Origin of the sequence: Parabacteroides vesiculifaciens (genome assembly GCF_049860805.1) — a bacterium.
Lineage (GTDB): Bacteria > Bacteroidota > Bacteroidia > Bacteroidales > Tannerellaceae > Parabacteroides.
Genome location: NZ_CP187555.1, coordinates 1,205,046 through 1,225,035, shown reverse-complemented (window position 1 = coordinate 1,225,035; position 19,990 = coordinate 1,205,046). Strand labels below are relative to the sequence as shown.

Sequence of the window (19,990 nt, the reverse complement as noted above, 5' to 3'; positions counted from 1 at the left end):
CCCCTAAAACAACATTGATATGGAAGTAAGAATTGAAAGTATGATTTGTGTGTGGGATGATGCAATCCCCACGATGTTCCTTGAATTTGTGAACCTCCTCACTCTCACAACGAGTGAGGGGGAATTGAGAAAGAGCGTAAAGGAGTTTGCCGAGAAGCACGAACTTGACAAGTTTTTCCTTTACGGCTTCGGCTCACACCATTTCTACCTGCACCAACGCTACACAAGCAACCCCGAAATGGTGATGAAGAACAGAGTTCTGTCAGTACATTTTTAACCATCTAAAAAGCAACATTATGACAACACGAATGACCATCAACGGAGTAAGCACCTGCGCGGAAGCAGGTACGGAGAAATACGAGCGTTTCCAATCGGGTATCGGAAGACGCAGGCGGACACTTGTGCAGTACGACTACCGCCACCCCATAGACAGAGAATTGTTCTCTTGTGTCAAACCCACGTTGGACGAGTGCCGAGCCGCACGGGACAAGTGGCTGAACGCAAAGAAGGGAAAGGAGGACAGACTATGAACACGACCTATCAAACGCTGATAGTCAAGTTCAGCGAACCTATCACGGCATTGGACGGTATCTTTGACGATACCGGAGCGTGGGGAACGGACACCCTCAAGGGGTGGATAGATGATTACGAAAGCACACGTTTCACCGCCACCGACAGCCATACGGCAGTCATCACGAGCGAGTACAATATGGAATGTGTGAAAGAGTGGCTACAACGGCAGACCCCCATTTCCGAAATGCGAGAATTTTGAACGGGATGGCGGTGTCCGCACCGCCAATACTTAAAACCCTAAAAACAAAAGATATGATAGCCAAGACGATATTACAGCAGATAGGCGGAAAACGCTTCACCGCCATGACAGGTAGCCGTGATTTCATAGATATGGGCAACGGCTTACGGATGAGCCTTGCAAGGAACAAAACAAGTGCCAACCGCCTTGACATCATCTATGACGAAGGGGCAGACCTCTACAATATGCGCTTCTACCGCAGGACGTTCAGCAAAAAGACCTTTGAGTGCAAGACAAAGGACATTGCCGTACACGAGGGTATCTATTTTGATATGCTGGAGGAAATGTTCACGATGGTGACGGGACTTTACACACGCTTTTGAGTGGCGGGGCGGCGAGAGCCGCCCTACTTTCTTTCAGTGAGCATGATGGCGGACAAAGAAAGTAGCAAAGAAACCTTTGTCCAATCTGCGATAACTAAAAAATCCGCAAGTAAAACTTGCGGAGGCTATATATTGGGTCGTTATTTTTTGGTGGAGGGGAATGATAATCTCGAACCGTTGAACTACACATTTCTGCTTCGTCTCCATTTCCCCCAACGATTTGATACGTTCAATCATTTTTGTTGTTCCTTTCTGAATTTTCCTAAATACTTTCTTCATAATTTCGCTATACTTTTTATGGTTAATAACTATGTTTTGTATTGCTCTCACAACACTTACAACTTGAAGTGTTATTTGGAAACCGATAGGCAAAAATGGCTCAACGATGTCAATTAACGAGAAAATCCTACGATAATCTATCAAGTGATAGAGCAAAAGACGTGCCAAGTTAAATATGGCACGTCTTTTGCCAGTTTTGTCAGTCCTTTTATGGGATATACAACAGCGCAAACTCCGCCTTTCTCCGTTTGAGCAGCATGGCGTGGCGTTTTCCTTTGTAGTTGCAGAAGGCTATATACTCACGGTAGATGTTCCTGTCACCAGCTTCCAGCTTCTTGATTAAGGTGCTTTTGGGGATTGTTTTGCTGCCTAACAGCTTCGCCGGTCCCACATTGTAAGCTAACGTGCCAAGCAAAATCGAATCAACCCCGAATTTACGGAACATGGCGACAAATTTGCGCAGGTCTTTCCGCAAAAGTTCATCCGCATCCCGTTTTGTCATGGTTCGTGCCGAATACTTCTCGTTTGGCAAAAGTTTGTGACCCCAACCGACGTATGGGTAGTGTTTTTCTGAGTGCCAGCCTTCAAAGTAGCGGCAGCATAAAAAAGCACGTTCCATAAGCGGCAGTCGGTAGATTGCCGCCTGCCCGTCCGTTCCCTCTTGGCGGCTGATCTGCGCGGACACAGAACAGACCGTCAGAAGTGAACAGAGCATTGTCATGAATACACGCATCATTTCAACAAGGGGCTGAAGTTGCCGATGGGAACGATGGTAAGATCGTCGTCCTTTACATTCCTGTTGTTGAAGTCAAATTCCAGTTCGTAGGAGTTGCTAAAGTTATCCTCCACCACCACGATGAAATTATGCGCCTCATCACCCGCCGCCGTGTAGTACAGGCGGAATTTTTCGTTCTCCAGCAGGTAGCGGTCGTTAGGCAGGAAGGTGATGCCGTTATCCATTTTGAGCGAGCCTTCCCCCTCGAACTGGAAATAGCGGATGGTATAGAGCGTACCCGAAAAGTCGCCCTCCTTTTTCAGTTCACAGCGGATTTCCACTGTCTGCCCCTTTACTACCTTGTTCGGCACGGGCATGACCTCCACCGTGAAGGGATAGGACTGCTGGATGTCCATGTCATCGTCACATGACACGAGGGTGAATGACATGGCGGCTATCAGGCATAACGCCACTGCCTTGAATATTGATGTTCTCTTGTTTCTGTTGTTCAGTATGTTCATTGTTCTTCGATTTTTAGATGGTTGTTTTTCTGTTTTTTCGTTGTCAGTTGCAGGTACTCGTTCAAGTCCTTGCAACCGTCATAGAGGGAGGAACGGTCGGTGACACGTTCCCCGTATCGCATGGTAAGTGCGGCAAGCGTCCGCCGTCCGGCTTCGTCACGGTCGAGGAAGCAGCCGATGCGCCCGTATCCGTCCAGCAATCCCGCCGCCTTCTCCACGTTGGCGACTGAGTTCAGCACAAGACAGTCAGCGTTACCGGTTACACCAAGCGTCACGGCAGAGAGAAAGTCCATGAAGCCCTCGAACACGAGGCACTCGTCAGCCGGGATGTCATTCGCCTTTACCAGTGATACAGACTTCGGAGGTATGCAACCCTTGAAATATCGGCTTCTGACTTCATAGCCACCTGCCATGTTCGGAAAGCCAACGGCAAAATACCGTTTCCCACGCACACCGTAGTTCAAGCGGCAGCAGTGACGGGATGCGATGGCGTAAGGGATGCCCCGTTCCTCTAAATACTCCGTCAGCAGTGAGCGGAGCAGCGGAGCGACCTCCACATCCTCAAAAACGGATTCGGTCGGCTTCGAGAGATAGACGGGCTTTTCCCATCCGGCAACCGTCATATTGGCGGCTTCCGCTATGAACTTCGCTTGCTTCATGAAGTCATCGCTTTGCAGAAACTCCCCGGCAAGCGTGAAGATGTCGCCGCCCTTGCCCAAACCGAAGTCGTACCAGAGCTGTTTCGCCACGTTCACACGGAAAGAGGATGTGCGCTCGCCCCTGTACGGGGCAAGATACCACAGCTCGTTACCGCTCCTTCTGACAGGCTCATGCCCCAGCCGTGCGAGAAAATCCGCAAGCGGCATCCTTCTGACAGCATCTATTTCCGTCCTTTCCATGCCCGTGTCAGTTGATGATGAACTTGATACCGACCCCGAACTGCGTGTGGAACTTCCGTGTGTCGCCACCCCAAAGGCAACGCTCCCGCAGGTTGGCAAGCAGGGCGATACGGTCTGCCACGTAACACTCCACATCGAGCGTCAGCGCACCGCCGTAGATGAAGGCGTCCCGGTCGTGCAGCGTGGAGCCGTCATGCAGCACCTTCTTCCCCCAATTTACCGCCTCATATCCGGCGAGAGCCGAAGCCCCGGCATAGACGAAAACAATCTTTCGGGCGTCCGACAGTATCTTGAAGTAATAGCCGCCCTCCGCCGTGAACTGCGCCACGGGTATCTTGGTGTCCTTGTAGGGATTGTTCTTCAACAGGTATTCGCCACCGAACACCCACTTGTTCCCCTTCTTCGTGTAGGTGGAGAGAGCCGCCCCGAAGCTGTACCCGCCGTCCTTGCCGCCGAGATTGAAGCCGTCCGCCATGTCCGCCCTCACCTCGATGCCCTGCATCTTCGGCAGACACCGCTGGGCGTGCGCCTGCCCTGTAAAAAGGGCAAGCGACGCGATGATTATTGCGATGTACTTTCTCATGGTCAGCGTACTTGAAGTTCGTTGATGGTACCCGCGCGTACCAAATCCTCGTTCTCAATCACGAAGGACTGGTGACGGCCGCCGTTCTTCTCGTTCAATTCCACCACGAGGCACTTGTCATCGGGGATGGTGAACTTCGCCATCGTGAAGACCGTGCGCTCGCTCTTTTTGCCCGGCACGAGGGTGGCGTAGTTCTGCGCGCGGAGCGGCAGAATAATCTGCTCCTGCACGGCAGTACGCTTCGCAACCTTCTTGTCCACGATTTTCCAAGTGATGTAGTCCACATCGAAAGGCACGTTGCTCTGGTTCTTTATCTCCGTGTGGAAATAAAGCAAGCCGTTGTGCGTGTAGATGCCTTTCAACAGGTATTGGATGCCGAAACGCTTGCAGCCGATATGCTTCACCTCGCGCTTGTTCTGTTTGTGGATGGACTTCATGATAAGGCGCACCAGCATCGGGCTTTCGCTGCCCAGCTCTTTCAGATAGATTTCCTGCGCGTTGTTCGGGCGGTTCACCGTGCTGCCGTCATGGATGAAGTCGCACATCTCCACGTTGAGCAACAGCGGTTCGGCGGCGTACTTCACGTTGAAGGTGTAGAAACTGCCGTCCTCCGTGATGACGGACATATTCGTTTCGTTGGGAAAATTCCTTACGGTAGCCTTCACACGGATGATGTTCTCCGCTCCGTCGGCTTTCCCGGCAATCAGGTCGGGCGAGCCTAAATCGACATAGCGCACCTCCGCCGGAAAAATGACGTGGACGGTCTTGTCGTAGGTCACTTCCAGACCGTGCGGCGGTATCATGCGGTCGAAGGTCAGCTTGCGTGACAGCCCGTGATATAGGTCGCCGTCCGCCTCCTTCTGCGGATAGACCTCCTTCGTCAAGGTCGGTTGTTCACTTCCGTTGGTCGTTTCAACGGTTACATTCTCCTGCGCGTTGGCAGTTATGATGCCCATAGCGAGGGCAAACATGATGATTACTTTTCTCATTACTTTTGGATTTTAGTGGTAATTTTTATTGTTTTCAATATTTTTCTTGGTAAAGCATGACCCTGTACCCGGCTTTCAGATGCACCTTGACGGTTCGCATCTTTTTGGCGATGTACTGGCTCGTGCCTTGTATCAGCCCCTTGCCCAAGTCGGAGGCGAGCTGCGCCCCGGCATTGGTGGAGATGTTGATGCTGCTTCCCAGCGAGCCGCCCATGTTGGCGGCGACCTCCCGGACGGCGTTCATCTCCATCGAGTTCGGGATGAAGATGCCGGGCTGTCCGTCCGTGTCATAGACCGCAAGCTCCACGGGGATAATCGTGCCGTCGTATTCCAGCGAGGTAATCTCGATGTCGAGCCGCTCACCCTGTATCTTGCCCGTGCCGACCACCACCGCACCCCGGGGTATTGTCCTGCCTGCCACCGCCATAGGCTCCAGCAGGCGCAGCCTTACCGTCTGCCCGTCCGTCACGCTCTGCGCCCCATGCACGCACGCCGGTATGGTGTTCCTGTCCAATACCTCCGCCGTGCCGACAGCCGTGTTGAAACCCCGGTTGCGTTCCTGCGATAAGGCGGCGACAAACTCCGCGTTACTCATAGGCTGTGAGAGTGAAGAAACTACTTGATGCTCCACCTGTCTGATAGGCATTGCCTTGTTCTTCTTCCCTTTCTGCACGGTAGTTGGCTCTGCCCTCTGTTCCGCCGATGGCTGTCCTCCGTTCTGACCGCCCATGTACTTTGCCGCCAGCTCGTAGGACTTCTCCATAAGAGCCACCTGCTCGTCCATAGAGGAAGCCTTGCCCCTCTCGCTTTCCAGTTCCGACTCCAGCGATGCGATGCGCTCCAACAATTCGTCCATCTCCGCATTGTCGTTTTTCGGCTGGTCGTAGAAGTTTCCGAGCGTGGCGTTCAGGTCACGGTAGGCGGCTGCGGAGGACTGGATGGTCTGCGGCGTGGCTGGCTTTGCCCTTTCTTCCTTGCCGCCCGGATTGGCGAGGTCGAAGTCCACTCCGTTCTCCGTTCCCGCTATCTCGCGGTCGAACATGTCGCCCAGCTGCCCGATGGCACGGTTGCGGCTCTCCTGACGCTCTTCCATCTCCCCATGCTCGTAGGCTTTCAGCTTGTCGCCGATAATCTGCCGGTTCGCCTTGTCAGCGTCGGGCATCTCGGTGTTGTATCCGTCCGTTCCCGGCGGTTGCTCCTTGCCGGAGGACGGGGCGAATATCAGCCACATCGCCCCGATGAACACCAACACCATAGCGGGCAGCACGATCATCTTCTGCCGTTTCAGCCGTTGCGCCTCTGTCAGCGGTTCGCGCTCCTTTTTCGGTTTCCCCGTTTCGGGAGCAGCTTTGTTCTCTTTCGTCGGTTCATTCTTTGTCTGTTCCATATAAATAAGGTGTTAAGTGATTGCCTGTTTCCGCCGGGGTCGGCAGTTCCACCCGTCCGGCGTGTCCCGTTTCCATATGTGAGCCGTCGTTCCTGCCGATGTCATAGACGGCTCTGCCGAAGGTGTAAAGGGCAAGCACCGCGAAGGCGGCGAACATCCCCAGCACGATGCGGCGGCGTGTTTCCGGCGGCAAGCCGTCCAGATACCCTTTGAGACTTGCCGCCAAGCGTTTCCGTTTGTCGTGGAGTTTCCAATACATGCCCCACATTGATTTTCTGATACTTTTCATGTCCTGTTACCGTTTGATAGTCTGTAAATCCTTGTTCTCAATGATGGTGAAACCCTCGATGGTAAAACCGTTCGGGTTGTCATCCGACCGCGATGCGTTCAGCAGGCGGCAGGTGGTCACGAGGCTGCGCTCGGTGACGTTGCTCTGCCGGATGATTTTCTGTGTGGCGTAGGTCACGGCACGGTAGGGATAGGCGTTGAAGTCGCACACCACGCTGTCCACCTTCAGCACTTGGTTGATGTTCCCGGCGATGATGCGGTTGTAGTACCCCTTCTCCGCGAAGTCCGAATAATAGTGGTACACGCTCTTGTCCGCCAGCAGCAAGGCACGTTTCACGTTGTGTTCAATCGCGCTTTTTTCAGGTGATAGCGTGAAGAACATCTCGTGGAAACGGCGCACATGTTCCCGTGCCTCCGCCGGGCGGTTCTGCGACAAATCCTGAGACAAGGCGAGCATCAGGCTCTTGCCGTTGTCCAGCACATAGATTTTCTCCCGTTGCTTCTCTGCGAAACGGTAGGAGTTCCACACGCTCCACACCGTCACCACGGCGCACAGCGAGAGGAAGACGATACCGAACAGGCGTATCTGCCTGAACGACGATTCGATGTTTCTAAGTGATTTGAATTCCATTTATATTTTCCAATTTATGATTGCACATTGATTATTTCAGCAATTTGCCGACACGTCCGACTGCGTTTCCTGCGGCTGCACCCGCCACGCTGCCCGCCATGCTTCCGGCTCGTCCCGCCATCTGGTTCACGTTGCGACCGTAACCGCCCATGCCTCCGGCTTGGATAATCCAGCCCGCAACGGTGGGAATGGTAAAGTAGCCGATGATGCCGATGCAGAGGAATACGATATACACCCCGTCGCTCGAATCCAGCGAGAAGTTCGGGTCTGCCTGCATCCGCTCGATGTCGTTTTGCAGCATCAGAACCTGTATCTTCGCCAGTATGGTGCTGAACATGTCCGATACCGGTAGCCACAGATAGACCTGTATATAGCGGCATATCCACTGCGTGAGCGTGTTTTGGAAACCGTCCCATACCGACAGGGCGAAGGCTATCGGACCGAGAATCGCCAGCACCACGAGAAAGAAGGTGCGGACGGTGTCTATCACGAGGGCGGCGGCTTGGAACAGCAGTTCGAGTATCTCGCGGAAGAAGTCGCGGATGCTCTTCTTCATGTTGTACATTCCCCGGTCGATATACATTCCCGCCATCGTCACCATGTCGGAGGGCGACCAGCCGAGTTCCTCCAGTTGCTTGTCAAATTCCTCGTTGGACACGAGGTAGGCGGTTTCGGGGTTGCGTACCATCGCCTCGTATTCCAGTTTGTCCTTCTGCTCCCGGTATCGGTTCATGTCCAGCGTTTCCGCCTCCAGCATCTTTGCCGTGCCCTGTACGACGGGTGAGAGGATGCTGTTTATCGTGCCCAGCACCACAGTCGGGAAGAACATGATGCACAGACCGATGGCAAAAGGACGGAGCATCGGGAATACGTCTATCGGTTCAGCTCTCGCCAGCGACTGCCATACCCGGTAGGCGACGTAGAACAGCGCACCCAGCCCGGCGATGCCTTTCGCCACACCAGCCATGTCCCCACACAGCGGCATCATCTGCTCATAAAGTGAACGTAAAATCTGATGAAGGTTGTCGAACTTCATAGGCTACCAGTATCTTTCGTTCATGTTCCCGTACAGCCCCATGATGCGGTCGAGGTCGTTCTTCTTTTTCGCACGCAGGTAACTCACGGAGATGTTCTTGTTCGTGTAGTAGCTCACGAGGTTGCGGTAACGCTTCATCTTCGAGTGGCAGCGTTCCACCACGTCCATGCGCTCCTTGTCGGTCATGGAGAGCGTGGTGATGTTCACCACGTTCCTGAGTTCCGTCAACACTTCGTTGCTTTCCTCCAGCAGTTTCGTGTAGCCGAAAGCGATTGCGGAAAGCTCTTCGGGTCTGAAATTCCCGTCACGGAGCATCCGTTGGAAACTGTTCACATAGATGTCTGTGATGTCGCCCACCATCAGGATGGTCTGCTGCACCTTGCGGGCGTCCTTGACCAGATTGTTCACCGATTTGAGGGCATCGTAATACTTCTTGTCGGGTAGGTCGGGGGTATTGCTACCCCTTTCCCCCCTAAGAACCGTACATGATACTTTCGCATCATACGGCTCAAGCAACTCAAAATTTCTGTTATGAAACCGGCTCATATTCTTCATTATTAAAAGGTTGAACATTATTTCTACCGCAGTAGCTATGCACGAGCATTCGCTCGGTTTTACCGTGAACCACTTTTTCGGATACCCGCCAAGGAGTATTCCGGGTAATGGGTTCCCCACAGTAGGGACATTTTCGCTGTTGGCGTTTCCAAATACGAACTATCGTATTCCTACCTTTTGCAGACTGGAGCATCAGACGGGTTTCCCGTTTTTCAAAATACTCTGTCCAATCCGGGTCGTAGGGGTTTGCATCACATTTAAGCTTTGCATAGCGGGTAATTTTAGTATCCGTCAGCCACTTAATCGGGTACAGTCCTTGCCTACCGTCCTTGTCGAAAGGTGCGGCGAAGACCCAAGACCTGCCCCTGTGCTTATGGAAATACCTCTCTGCTACCCACCATTTCCCTTTCGCTGGATGTCGTCGGAGCGACCATTGCAAAAGTTTCTGGTAGATATGGAAGTCCATTTTTTGGAACACTTTGCCCGATACCACGTGTTGGTAATAATTCGCCCATCCGGTAATGACCGGATTAAGAAGCCTAATAAGCGATTCCTGCGGGATAGTTTTGTGAGAATTGAAAATCTCGTTAATCTTCCGCTGAAATTTCTTTTGGCTCTCCTTTGACGGCGTAATTAGAAACTTGCCTTTATACTTCCTAATGTTGAATCCAAGAAAATCAAAACCTTCGTCGATGTGAGTAATCTTCGTCTTTTCTTCTGATAGGGTAAGCCCCCGTGCCTGAAGAAACTCTTTGACCATCGGCATGATTTCCTGTTCGAGCATCTCCTTACTTATACTGGTGATTATAAAGTCATCGGCATACCGTATAAGATGCACTTTCGGATAGTATGATCTCTTAGGGCTGTACAAATCAACCCTGTGAAACTTTGCTTCAAGCATTGTTTGCAGACCGTCAAGTGCCATATTCGCAAGCGTCGGCGAGATAATACCGCCCTGCGGAGTACCTTCCTCGGTGGGGAAAAGCTGTTTATTGAAAATAAAACCGCTTTTCAGCCACTTACGGAGCATCACTTTATCCATCGGGATATTGTTCAGCAACCATTCGTGGTTGATGTGGTCGAAGCATCCTTTGATGTCGCCCTCTAAAATCCACTGCGGGGATGACTCTTTGGACAGGTTGATGTAGCACTGATGTATGGCGTCGCCCGTGCATCTTTCCCTACGGAAACCGTATGAATGGTTGTCCGCTGTGGTTTCGGCAACGGGGTCTAATGCCATAAGGTACAATGCCTGCATCGCCCTGTCTTTCATCGTCGGTATCCCTAACGGGCGCAATTTCCCGTTACTCTTACGAATATTTACCCGTTTCAAAGGCATGGGATTGTAGTTCCGCCTTTTCAACTCTGTGATAGCGTTCGCCTTAGCGATAGAAGTAGACCATAAAACCTTGTCCACTCCCGATGTGTTCTTCCCTTTGTTGGAAGTCACCCGTTTAACGGCTAATGCCTTAGCCGCGAACGAATGGGTCAGTAGCCATTGCAGGGCTTTCACCTTGCCGTAGCGACCTTCCTTTTGAGCCTTTACAATACGTGCTTGCAGCTTTCTAACCTCTAACTCGCATTTGTTCCAGTCGATACTTTCCCAATTGCTGATTGTTTGGTCAGTAGGCGCACACGATGTTCTAATCTCGTTCATTTGCTTTCCTCCTTTTTTATAGTTCAACAAGTTTCTTGTAAAGAGTTACCTAACGCGGAAGTCTGCCCGGTTTCCCGTGAGGTGACGTTTAAACCTCTATCCATCCCATTACAGAATGGCATTCGCTTTCTCCGCAATCCTATACCCGCATCCCGTTCGGCTTGCCTTGCGGCTCACTTACCTATCGAATGATAGGAGAAATACGGGCTTACCACGTTTTACATAAATGACTTTCGAATGACTTAGGCTCTGTCTATACACCGGCAGCTCTAGTGTCCGTGTAGCCCCACAAGGTTCGGGGTTATCCGGCTGCTTACCATTTTGGTTCAAGCCTTATAGCATCTTTAGCTCGTTTCATACCTTACGATGCGTCAAAAACAGTTCACTCTCGTTAGCCATATCACTCAGCCTCGCTCCCTAACCTCCTGATGCTGGCGGTCGTTGCGTCCACCTTACGGCTTCGGCTTCCCCTTTAGGGTGGGTTACTTTGTCCGGAGCAGCTTCGTACAAAACAATTACTCGTGATGCACGTGCCCGTAGGCTACCACTGACGGAACAGTGGGTTTAAACTTTGGCTTACCGTTCCCGACGGTTAGCCGCTTGTTAAACAATCATTTATGCAACTATACGTGTCGCACGCCCTGCTGATAGATTTTCACCGTCTCCTGAAAGTTGCTCACCATGTTCGTGGCGGTCTTGGAGGTATGGATGATGTTTTTGGAGGCATTGATGATGCCCTGCGCTAGATTGCCCGGATCGCTTACGACCCACTGTGCGCTTGCCCTGCCCGCGAAAAGCAGGCACAGGCAGATAATCATTGTTATTCTTGTTCTCATGTTACTTTGGATTTTAGTGGTTGTTATTCTTCGGTCGGATGTCCCGGCTGCGGCTTCACCCGCACATAGTCCCCGTTTGGCGAGAAAGTCAGCACATCCGTGGCCTCGTTGTAGGACACGTCGATGCGGAAGCCGGTGTTCATGAACAGGTTGCCGTTCTCCTCCTGCAAGAGATAGGTTTCCGGCTTGAGCTTGCGGCGCAGACCGCTACGACGGAACACCGTCACTTTGTAGGCTTCGCCCTCCTTGTAGATAAGCACGTCAGGTTTTCCCTCCACGCTCTCCCAGTTCCCGCACAGCATGTCGCGGCGGTTGTCGGCCACGTCGCAGGATTGCAGCATCATGACCGCCAATCCGATAAGGCACTTGCTGACTTGCAGCATTTTCACTTTTGGTAAATTCATACGCGTTTTTCTTTTTTGGTTGATACATTCTGTTTTTTAGTTATTCCTTGTTTCTCCGCCTTTCGGCAAGCTGCCGGATGGCGGCTTCGATGTCGTCGCCCAGCTTCTCCGCCAGACGGTAAACCTCCACTTTTTCCGTTTCCTCGGTGGTGTACGCCAGATACTCTTCCGCGCTGACCTCCGTGGCATAGACCGCCGACTGCGTGCCGCCCAAGCCTATCCACACCTCCTTGTAGAGCCGTGAAGGGTTGTTCGCCATGTTGATGGAGAGTATCTGCGACTTCTCCTTTTCCGTCAGTCCGAGCAACGCCTGTATCTGGTCGAACTTGTTCATATATTTCCTTTGGTCAAGCAGGATTTTACAATCCGAGTTGTTGATAATGCTCTCTTTGACCACCGGAGAACTGATAATGTCGTCCACCTCCTGCGTCACCACGATTGCCTCGCCGTAATATTTTCTGACCGTCTTATACATATAGCGCAGATATTCAGCCATGTTCGCCGATGAGAGGGCCTTCCAAGCCTCTTCCACGATAAGCTGTTTCCGCACGCCTTTCAGCCGCCGCATCTTGTTGATGAAGGCTTCCATGATGATGATGGTCACGACGGGGAACAGTTCGCGGTTTTCTTTAATCGAATCTATCTCGAAGACGATGAACCGCTTGCCGAGCAGGTCGATGTTCTCCGTGGAGTTGAGCAGGAAATCGTAACGCCCGCCCCGGTAATACTGCCGCATGGTGGTGAGCATGTTGTCGATGTTGAAGTCGGACTTCTCCACCTTGATGTCACGCTGTGCCAGTTCCTTGCGGTAGTCGTCACGCATATACTCGTAGAAGGTGTTGAACGACGGCACGATGCTACGGTCGGATTGGATGCGCTCAATATAGGCACTCACGGCACTGCCCAGCTCGCCGCTCTCCGTCTTTGTCACCTTGTCGTCCTCCGACTTCCAGAGCGTCAGCAACAGGGTCTTGATGCTGTCCTTCTTCTCCACGTCGAAGATGTAATCGTCGGTGTAGAACGGGTTGAAGCTGATGGGCTTATCTTCCGTGTAGGTGAAATACACACCGTCCGCTCCGCCTGTCTTGCGTCGGATCATGCCGCACAAGCCCTGATAGGAGTTTCCCGTGTCCACCAATACCACATGTGCGCCTTGCTCATAATATTGGCGCACGAGGTGGTTCATGAAGAAAGACTTGCCGCTGCCCGAAGGACCCAGCACGAACTTGTTGCGGTTGGTCGTGATACCTCGCTTCATGGGCAGGTCGGAGATGTCAAGGTGCAGCGGTTTTCCCGTGAGCCTGTCCACCATCTTGATGCCGAAGGGCGAGAGCGAGCTGCGGTAGTTGGTTTCCTCTGTGAACAGGCACACCGCCTGTTCGATGAAGGTGTGGAAACTCTCTTCCGCCGGGAAGTCCGCCGCATTGCCGGGTATCGCCGCCCAGTAGAGTGTCGGGCAGTCGATGGTGTTGTGGCGCGGCACGCATTCCATGCTTGCCAACTGGCTGCCCACGTCGTTCTTGATATGCTTCAGTTCCTCCGCATCGTCGCTCCACGCCATGACGTTGAAGTGTGCCCGTACCGAGGTCAGTCCGTAGGAATGGGCTTCGTTCAGGTATTGGTCTATCCACTCGCGGTTGATGCTGTTGCTCCTTGAATAGCGAGATAGCGACTGCATGTTACGGGCGGACTTCTCGAACTTCTGCAAGGTTTCCTCACTGTTGTCTATCAGCACATACTGGTTGTAGATATGGTTGCAGGAGAGCAGAAGCCCCACCGGGGAGGCGAATGACAGTCGGCAGTCACTCCGGTCGGTGGAGAGCTTCTCGTAACGGGTGTCGGTAGCCACCTTGCCCGGCAGGTCTTCCGCGTCGGAGAGGGTGTGCAGACACAGGCGGTTGTCGCCGATGCGCATCTCCCTTGCCGAAAGCTCGATGTCCTGCAAGGTGGTGTCACCTTCCGGCATGAGCGAGAAGTAGCGTTCAATAAGTCCCGTCTTTCCCTCAGTACCCACAATCTCATCGGTGGAGAGGCGGCGCAGCCTGACAAGCCCGCTGTCGTTCATGATGCGCTCGAACTGTTCGCAGGCTTCCAAGAACTTGGTCGTGGTTTCCCTGTCCAGCTCCTTCGGGATGATATGTCCCCGGCACAGCGTGCTGAAATTGCTCTGCATCCGGTTACGCTCCTTTGTTGTCTTGGTCAGGTAGAGGTAGCAGGTGTGTTTCAGGTACGGACGCTCGTTGAAGTGACGCTCGAAAGAGCGGCTTAAAAAGCTCATGTCGTCCTTCTGAAGCTCCGGTTTGTAGCGTTCCTTGATGAACCAGTCCTGTTTGTGGACGACGGAGTAGTCCGGCAGCACCTTGATAGCCTTGCACCAGCAACTGTGTATCGCCTCGTACTCCGCACCCGTCACGGTGTAAAGTTCCGGTAGTTCCACCTCGAAAGCCACCGTGATGTCGGCGTCCTTTGAGATGATGCAGCCATGCTCCACCGCTAAAAGTGGGAACCTGTTTTCCAGTGTTGTCATTTTCGATGTATTCCTCATTGTCTTTCTTCCTTTCGTTGTCGTTTGAACAGACGGGTTATCCGCCGCCGGTTGATAAGGTATCGGGGATGGCTCCGTGCCGCTCCTAATTTCATCAGCCCGTGTTCACCGTACCGGGCGTTCAGCGCGAAGGTCTGCCATACAAGGAGGGAGGACGATGCCGCGCCGAAGCCGATACATATCCACTGGTCGATACCGACCATGTAGAGGATGACGAACAGGACGAAGAGAGCCAGCAGACCTCCGCAGAAGATGAAGAGGTACTGTGCCTTCAAGCCCTTGAACTCTACCGGACGGCCGATACCCTTGTTGATTGGGTATTCAGCCATACATTATTTATTAAAGGAAGAATGAGCGCAGGATGGTGGCGGCAACAATCAGGAAGATGCACGCGCCGAACCACGAGGCGGCTGTCTTGCTGGTGTCGGGGTCGCCCGATGAAAACTTGCCGTACACTTTTACGCCCCCGATAAGCCCGACGACTGCACCGATGGCGTATATCAGTTTAGTTCCGGGGTCGAAATAAGAACTCACCATAGAGGTGGCTTCGTTGATGCCCGCGATGCCGTTTCCCTGCGCGAAAGCGGAGGCGGTTGCGGCGATGACAAGTGCCGCGGAGAGGATTGCTTTTCTGTTTTTCAAGATGTTCTTGTTCATAAACTGTTCTTGTTTTTTGCCGTCAAAAGGGTGGATGGTCCTTTGTCGGGCGGTTGATACTTTGTTTCTTTACTTTGGTTTTAGTGGATGCCCGTTTGTTTCCACGGACGTGGGCGTGTCCGTTGCGGATGGGGATGCGCCTTGCGTTTCCTCGCCGCGTGGGTTGATGTCATTCTTTCATGTTCATTTCTTTTATTGTTGTCATACATAGTTGCGAATGTCGAACTCCTCGATGTTGTCCGGCACGACGAACTCCTTTTCAGATTTCTTCAGCCGAATCTCGATAAGCCCCTTGATGCGGATGCCTATCTCCGAAGAGCCTTCCATCATTTTCTCGTACAACTCCGTGCCCTCCATGTCGGTGAACACCTTAGCCGCCTTTTCACGTTCCGCCTGTGTCGCGTCCGGGTTTTTGGCGGTCTTGCAGGCGTCGTCAATCTCGTCAAAGCTGCTGCCCGAAGCCCGTGGCGTGTCCGAGGCGTCCTCTTCCGGTTCGTCGTCCCCGTATCCCAGTTCCTCCGGCGGTATGCTCGTGAAGGTCTCATCGAGTTTTTCCTCCGGGACTTGTGCCGGGCGGGATGCGTTTCCCGTTTTTCCGTCGTCAAAAGTAGCCTCTTCCTCCGACAGCTCAATGCCTTTTTCAATAGTGGCGGCTTCTTGCGTCGGTATGGCAGCGGTTGTCCGGGTGGATGCCATCCTGAAACGGCTCTTGCCGATGATGTCCGCCTTTTCCGCAGGGACTTCCTCGTGTGCCGCTATGCGTTTAGCCTCATTCCCGTCCAGTGACCGCCATAATCCGACAATGCCCTTGAAGAAGCGGACAATCCGCGTGTCCATGATGCGCTCGTAAAGGAGCAGGAACAGGAACCAGAGGTTGCAGCCGACCGATACCGCCAGCAGAATGTCTGTCATGCTGATTGTGTAATTCATATCCTTCCGTTTTTGGTTAGAATACTGAATTGTAATTTCGGGCATAAAGGCTCTTTATCGCATCTTCGCACTGGTTGAAGTGGTGCGTCAGCACATGGTCGATGTAAGCGGACAGCGTAAGCCGGTCATGCCCGATTACACGGGTGATACGCATGATACGCTCGTGGTACTCCGGGCGCACATACGCCATCTTCCCCTCACGTGCCTTTACTTCCGGGTCGCGGATGAACAGGCGTTCATAGTCCTTCTCACTGCATTTGCCGCTTACCGGGACAGGCGACAGTATTTCCACACTCGCCTGCACTTGGGTAAACATACCTCCGCAGTCTTGCTGTGGTCTTTTTTCATTCGGTGTCATTTCTTTTTCCATTTTCAAATCAGATCTTCACGTTGTTTCTTGTACAGTTCGTTGATTCTCTCCTTGTGCTGTTCCAGATGCTGGCGCAGCACGGTATCCACATATCCGCCTACTGAGATTTCCCCTCCGGCGATATCGTTCACGATTCTGAGGATCTTGCCGTGGACGTCACGGCTGATATAGACACATTGGCGGGTCTTTATCTCGTTGCGGCGCAGGAATAGCTCGTTGTAGTCCTCGTCCTGCCTTTTCCGGCGTCCACTTTCCCTCTGCGCTTTTTCCCGTGTTACGGGTTGCACAGGAGATGGTTCCGGTGCGGCGGTGTCCTCTTCGGTCGGTGCAGCTGCGGGTACTTCCTGTGCGGGGCGCAGTGTCCCGTCCTGTGTGCGCCGCCCGATGGAGGCTAACAGCAGTTCCTCGTCGATGCCTTCCGTGTTCACTTTCCTGCTGCCCATGCTCACTGCGGTCTGATGATGTCGCTTATCTCTTCGGAAAACTCCCGGATGCCACTCCCTTTCAGCAGTGCCGTGTCCATCGGGAAGATGGTGGAGCGGAAAACGCTCTTGCGCTCTTCCGAAAGGTCACGGCGGAACTTCTTGCTGTCGGGCAAGCGGGTGGAAAGTACCGGAAAGCCCATTTCGGCTATCACTTCCTCGTAGATGCCGTACAAGTCGTTCCTCTCCCTGCCGTCCACCATCGTCCAGAACAGATGCAGCCCCTTTGTTTTCGCCTGTCCGGTAGTCATCAGCCTGTCGCGGAACATCGTGACGAATTTCAGGGTACTCTCCACGACAAAGCGGTCGGCACTCAGCGGAGTGAAAATGTAGTCCATCTGCGAGAGCGTCTTTATCACGCCGTTGCTTCGGAGTGTGCCGGGCATGTCGAAGAACACCACGTCGGGTTTCACGTCCTCAGTGGCAATCATCCTCTCGGCATCGTCGAGGGCGTTCACCGCATTGCTTTTGACGATGGTGTAGGCGTTCTTTTTGATCCGGCGGAAATGGTCGCAAGCGAGAGCCTTGAAGTAGGTGCTGCTGTCGATAAGCCCCATTTCGTGTTCGCGCAGCCCGTGGATGCTGTGCTGCGGGTCGTCGCAGTCCACGACGGCGACATTGTAGCCTTTCACGTTGTGCAGGTAGCTGGCGGCAAGTGCCGTGACAGTGGATTTGCCGATGCCACCTTTCTGTGTTGCGAATGCAACGAAGATTTCCTTACTCATAGTTCCATTTATTTTAATTGTTGATGATTTGTTTTTCTGTTTCCATACGGATTTGGCTGTCGCACCATCCGCTTCCGTGACTACACACGCAGGCGGGTCGTCGCGTATCCGGTTCTGTGGTGAAGCGGTGCGTCGGACAAATGGTGATTGACGACATTGCGTCATGAAGTCATTGAATCCATACGTCACCGAATTGTCGGAGAACCGGGTTTCCGACGGTTCGGGTATCCGTTTCGGCAAGTATCCGAAGAAGCGGATTTCCGGGTATTTGAATGTTCCGTTTATCATATCTTCAAATCGTTCGTTTCTTGAATCATGCTGCAAATAAACAAGTATATTTTGGAACCTGTATCACTTCTCCGGCAAGTGGCGGCACGTTGCGCCGGTTGGCAGTCATTGACCGGGTCAAGCATCTGTCCGATACCGCTTTAAGGGCGTAACTTTGCACCCGGACAGCAGGGTTCGCCGATGACGCGCGGCCCGGAGTCCTGAAAGGTATTTTCCCAATCCGTCCCCTGACGGATTTTTATGTTCACCTGAACATAGCAAGATGTCTTTTCAGCCGCTCAAAATATTTTGAGCAGCCACGAAAAGCACTTGCCCTTGCAGGGGGCGGGCTTTCCCTCCGAAGTCGGGAAGCCTTTCAGAACTGCGGTGCTGTAATCCGAAGCGGCGGCTTATGCCGTCAATCCGCTAAATCCAAAGTAATATGAAAGAGAAAAGGAAAAGCAAATCAGGGAGAAATCCCAAACTTGATCCGGCGGTGTACCGGTACACCGTCCGTTTCAACGAGGAGGAACACAACCGTTTCCTCGCCATGTTCGGAAAATCGGGTGTCTATGCACGGTCTGTTTTCCTCAAAGCGCACTTCTTCGGGCAACCGTTCAAGGTGCTGAAGGTGGACAAGACGTTGGTGGACTATTACACCAAACTGTCGGATTTTCATGCACAATTCCGTGCCGTGGGTACGAATTACAACCAAGTCGTGAAGGAACTGAGGCTGCATTTTTCAGAGAAAAAGGCGATGGCGTTGCTCTACAAATTAGAGCAACACACCGTCGAACTCGTGAAACTGAGCCGCCGGATTGTGGAACTTTCAAGGGAAATGGAGGCAAAATGGTCGCAAAAATCAGTGTAGGAAGTTCGTTGTACGGCGCGATTGCCTACAACGGGGAGAAGATTAACGAGGCGCAGGGGCGGCTTCTCACCACCAACCGCATCTACAATGACGGTTCGGGAACGGTGGACATAGGCAAGGCGATGGAGGGTTTTCTCACCTTCCTGCCACCGCAGATGAAGATCGAGAAGCCGGTGGTGCATATCTCTCTCAACCCGCACCCGGAGGATGTGCTGACCGATATTGAGTTGCAGAATATCGCCCGCGAGTATCTGGAAAAACTCGGTTTCGGAAACCAGCCTTATCTTGTATTCAAGCACGAGGACATCGACCGCCACCACCTGCACATCGTGACGGTCAACGTGGACGAGAACGGGAAAAGGCTCAACCGGGATTTTCTCTACCGCCGCAGCGACCGTATCCGCAGGGAACTGGAACAGAAGTACGGATTGCATCCGGCAGAACGTAAAAATCAGAGATTGGATAATCCGTTGCGCAAGGTGGCCGCATCGGCAGGTGATGTGAAGAAGCAGGTAGGCAACACCGTGAAGGCTCTGAATGGGCAGTACCGTTTCCAGACGATGGGCGAATACCGTGCGCTCCTTTCCTTATATAATATGACGGTGGAGGAAGCGAGGGGCAACGTGCGCGGACGGGAGTATCACGGGCTGGTCTATTCCGTCACGGACGACAAGGGTAACAAGGTGGGCAACCCGTTCAAATCCTCGCTTTTCGGGAAGTCCGCAGGCTATGAAGCCGTACAGAAGAAGTTTGTCCGTTCCAAATCGGAAATCAAGGATAGGAAACTGGCAGACATGACGAAACGCACCGTCCTTTCCGTGCTGCAAGGCACTTATGACAAGGACAAATTTGTATCCCAACTCAAAGAGAAGGGCATCGACACCGTACTGCGCTACACAGAGGAAGGGCGCATCTATGGGGCTACCTTCATCGACCACCGCACGGGATGCGTGCTGAACGGTTCGCGCATGGGTAAGGAGCTTTCGGCGAATGCCTTGCAGGAACACTTCACCCTGCCATACGCCGGACAACCGCCGATACCGCTATCCATCCCTGTGGATGCTGCGGACAAGGCACACGGGCAGACCGCCTACGACAGTGAAGATATATCGGGCGGTATGGGCTTGCTCACTCCCGAAGGTCCGGCGGTAGATGCCGAGGAAGAGGCTTTCATCCGGGCGATGAAGCGCAAAAAGAAGAAAAAACGCAAGGGCTTGGGTATGTAATCA

Annotated in this window: 26 protein-coding genes and 1 pseudogene; 6 read left to right on the top strand and 21 right to left on the bottom strand. The window is 52.9% G+C overall.

Going from position 1 to position 19,990, the window contains the following annotated elements; translation table 11 throughout:
• Positions 1-19 precede the first annotated feature (19 nt).
• The 4 genes from ACPYIV_RS04835 to ACPYIV_RS04820 are packed head-to-tail and all read left to right on the top strand — an operon-like array spanning position 20 to position 1,134.
• Positions 20-277: a hypothetical protein gene (locus ACPYIV_RS04835; RefSeq protein ID WP_004291531.1), complete on the top strand. Its 258-nt coding sequence runs from the start codon at positions 20-22 to the stop codon at positions 275-277.
• A 19-nt stretch (positions 278-296) separates the two neighbouring features.
• Entirely contained in the window at positions 297-530 is a 234-nt protein-coding gene (locus tag ACPYIV_RS04830; RefSeq protein WP_004304291.1) for a DUF3873 domain-containing protein, read from the top strand.
• A complete protein-coding gene (locus tag ACPYIV_RS04825) occupies positions 527-772 on the top strand; it encodes a DUF6956 domain-containing protein (RefSeq protein ID WP_004291529.1) in 246 nt (81 codons plus the stop codon). The genes ACPYIV_RS04830 and ACPYIV_RS04825 overlap by 4 nt, the downstream gene beginning before the upstream one ends.
• 53 nt (positions 773-825) lie before the next feature.
• Complete coding sequence (locus ACPYIV_RS04820; RefSeq protein ID WP_004304290.1) at positions 826-1,134, top strand: hypothetical protein; 309 nt, start codon at positions 826-828, stop codon at positions 1,132-1,134.
• A gap of 33 nt (positions 1,135-1,167) precedes the next feature.
• Here the strand turns inward: ACPYIV_RS04820 and ACPYIV_RS04815 are convergent, their stop codons facing one another.
• The 21 genes and pseudogenes from ACPYIV_RS04815 to ACPYIV_RS04715 form a co-directional block, all read right to left on the bottom strand.
• Positions 1,168-1,557, bottom strand: a complete 390-nt coding sequence (locus ACPYIV_RS04815) for a hypothetical protein (RefSeq protein WP_004291527.1) — start codon at positions 1,555-1,557, stop codon at positions 1,168-1,170.
• Positions 1,558-1,621: 64 nt separating this feature from the next.
• Positions 1,622-2,149, bottom strand: a complete 528-nt coding sequence (locus tag ACPYIV_RS04810; RefSeq protein ID WP_004291526.1) for a glycoside hydrolase family protein — start codon at positions 2,147-2,149, stop codon at positions 1,622-1,624.
• Positions 2,146-2,649 (bottom strand): DUF3872 domain-containing protein, encoded by a 504-nt coding sequence (locus tag ACPYIV_RS04805; RefSeq protein ID WP_004291525.1) that lies wholly within the window; start codon positions 2,647-2,649, stop codon positions 2,146-2,148. Before ACPYIV_RS04805 ends, ACPYIV_RS04810 begins: the two co-directional genes overlap by 4 nt.
• The gene (locus ACPYIV_RS04800; RefSeq protein ID WP_004291524.1) at positions 2,646-3,548 is read right to left on the bottom strand and encodes a toprim domain-containing protein; all 903 of its coding nucleotides are present in this window, start codon (positions 3,546-3,548) and stop codon (positions 2,646-2,648) included. The genes ACPYIV_RS04805 and ACPYIV_RS04800 overlap by 4 nt, the downstream gene beginning before the upstream one ends.
• Positions 3,549-3,555: 7 nt before the next feature.
• Positions 3,556-4,131, bottom strand: a complete 576-nt coding sequence (locus tag ACPYIV_RS04795) for a conjugal transfer protein TraO (protein ID WP_004291523.1) — start codon at positions 4,129-4,131, stop codon at positions 3,556-3,558.
• Positions 4,132-4,133: 2 nt separating this feature from the next.
• Positions 4,134-5,120, bottom strand: a complete 987-nt coding sequence (gene traN / locus ACPYIV_RS04790; protein ID WP_004291522.1) for a conjugative transposon protein TraN — start codon at positions 5,118-5,120, stop codon at positions 4,134-4,136.
• Between the two features lie 34 nt (positions 5,121-5,154).
• Entirely contained in the window at positions 5,155-6,507 is a 1,353-nt protein-coding gene (gene traM, locus ACPYIV_RS04785) for a conjugative transposon protein TraM (protein WP_004291521.1), read from the bottom strand.
• Entirely contained in the window at positions 6,488-6,775 is a 288-nt protein-coding gene (locus ACPYIV_RS04780) for a TraL conjugative transposon family protein (RefSeq protein WP_018697145.1), read from the bottom strand. The genes traM and ACPYIV_RS04780 overlap by 20 nt, the downstream gene beginning before the upstream one ends.
• A gap of 27 nt (positions 6,776-6,802) precedes the next feature.
• Complete coding sequence (gene traK / locus ACPYIV_RS04775; protein ID WP_004291519.1) at positions 6,803-7,426, bottom strand: conjugative transposon protein TraK; 624 nt, start codon at positions 7,424-7,426, stop codon at positions 6,803-6,805.
• 31 nt (positions 7,427-7,457) lie between these two features.
• Positions 7,458-8,462 carry a conjugative transposon protein TraJ gene (gene traJ / locus ACPYIV_RS04770; RefSeq protein ID WP_004291518.1) on the bottom strand — a complete coding sequence of 335 codons (1,005 nt, stop codon included), beginning with the start codon at positions 8,460-8,462 and terminating at the stop codon, positions 7,458-7,460.
• A gap of 3 nt (positions 8,463-8,465) precedes the next feature.
• Complete coding sequence (locus ACPYIV_RS04765; protein ID WP_016270930.1) at positions 8,466-9,008, bottom strand: hypothetical protein; 543 nt, start codon at positions 9,006-9,008, stop codon at positions 8,466-8,468.
• Positions 8,992-10,674, bottom strand: coding sequence for a group II intron reverse transcriptase/maturase (ltrA, locus tag ACPYIV_RS04760; protein WP_425885414.1), 1,683 nt, complete (start codon positions 10,672-10,674; stop codon positions 8,992-8,994). Before ltrA ends, ACPYIV_RS04765 begins: the two co-directional genes overlap by 17 nt.
• Positions 10,675-11,303: 629 nt before the next feature.
• Positions 11,304-11,492, bottom strand: a pseudogene (locus ACPYIV_RS04755) (DUF4141 domain-containing protein); the annotation flags it as partial.
• A 41-nt stretch (positions 11,493-11,533) separates the two neighbouring features.
• Positions 11,534-11,914, bottom strand: coding sequence for a DUF3876 domain-containing protein (locus ACPYIV_RS04750; RefSeq protein ID WP_004291516.1), 381 nt, complete (start codon positions 11,912-11,914; stop codon positions 11,534-11,536).
• A 40-nt stretch (positions 11,915-11,954) separates the two neighbouring features.
• Positions 11,955-14,459 carry a TraG family conjugative transposon ATPase gene (locus tag ACPYIV_RS04745; RefSeq protein WP_004291515.1) on the bottom strand — a complete coding sequence of 835 codons (2,505 nt, stop codon included), beginning with the start codon at positions 14,457-14,459 and terminating at the stop codon, positions 11,955-11,957.
• Positions 14,456-14,788 carry a DUF4133 domain-containing protein gene (locus ACPYIV_RS04740; protein WP_004291514.1) on the bottom strand — a complete coding sequence of 111 codons (333 nt, stop codon included), beginning with the start codon at positions 14,786-14,788 and terminating at the stop codon, positions 14,456-14,458. The genes ACPYIV_RS04745 and ACPYIV_RS04740 overlap by 4 nt, the downstream gene beginning before the upstream one ends.
• 10 nt (positions 14,789-14,798) lie before the next feature.
• Positions 14,799-15,116, bottom strand: a complete 318-nt coding sequence (locus ACPYIV_RS04735; protein ID WP_002560983.1) for a DUF4134 domain-containing protein — start codon at positions 15,114-15,116, stop codon at positions 14,799-14,801.
• Positions 15,117-15,317: 201 nt separating this feature from the next.
• On the bottom strand, positions 15,318-16,046 hold the full coding sequence (locus tag ACPYIV_RS04730; protein WP_004304280.1) for a hypothetical protein: 729 nt from the start codon (positions 16,044-16,046) through the stop codon (positions 15,318-15,320).
• A gap of 16 nt (positions 16,047-16,062) precedes the next feature.
• On the bottom strand, positions 16,063-16,416 hold the full coding sequence (locus ACPYIV_RS04725) for a DUF3408 domain-containing protein (protein WP_004291505.1): 354 nt from the start codon (positions 16,414-16,416) through the stop codon (positions 16,063-16,065).
• Positions 16,417-16,418: 2 nt separating this feature from the next.
• On the bottom strand, positions 16,419-16,859 hold the full coding sequence (locus tag ACPYIV_RS04720) for a DUF3408 domain-containing protein (RefSeq protein WP_004291503.1): 441 nt from the start codon (positions 16,857-16,859) through the stop codon (positions 16,419-16,421).
• 2 nt (positions 16,860-16,861) lie between these two features.
• Complete coding sequence (locus ACPYIV_RS04715; protein WP_004291492.1) at positions 16,862-17,911, bottom strand: ParA family protein; 1,050 nt, start codon at positions 17,909-17,911, stop codon at positions 16,862-16,864.
• A gap of 421 nt (positions 17,912-18,332) precedes the next feature.
• Here ACPYIV_RS04715 and mobA point away from each other — a divergent pair, with 421 nt between their 5' ends.
• Positions 18,333-18,761 carry a conjugal transfer protein MobA gene (gene mobA / locus ACPYIV_RS04710; protein ID WP_004291488.1) on the top strand — a complete coding sequence of 143 codons (429 nt, stop codon included), beginning with the start codon at positions 18,333-18,335 and terminating at the stop codon, positions 18,759-18,761.
• Positions 18,740-19,987, top strand: a complete 1,248-nt coding sequence (gene mobB / locus ACPYIV_RS04705) for a conjugal transfer protein MobB (protein ID WP_004291483.1) — start codon at positions 18,740-18,742, stop codon at positions 19,985-19,987. Before mobA ends, mobB begins: the two co-directional genes overlap by 22 nt.
• The last annotated feature ends 3 nt before the right edge of the window (positions 19,988-19,990 follow it).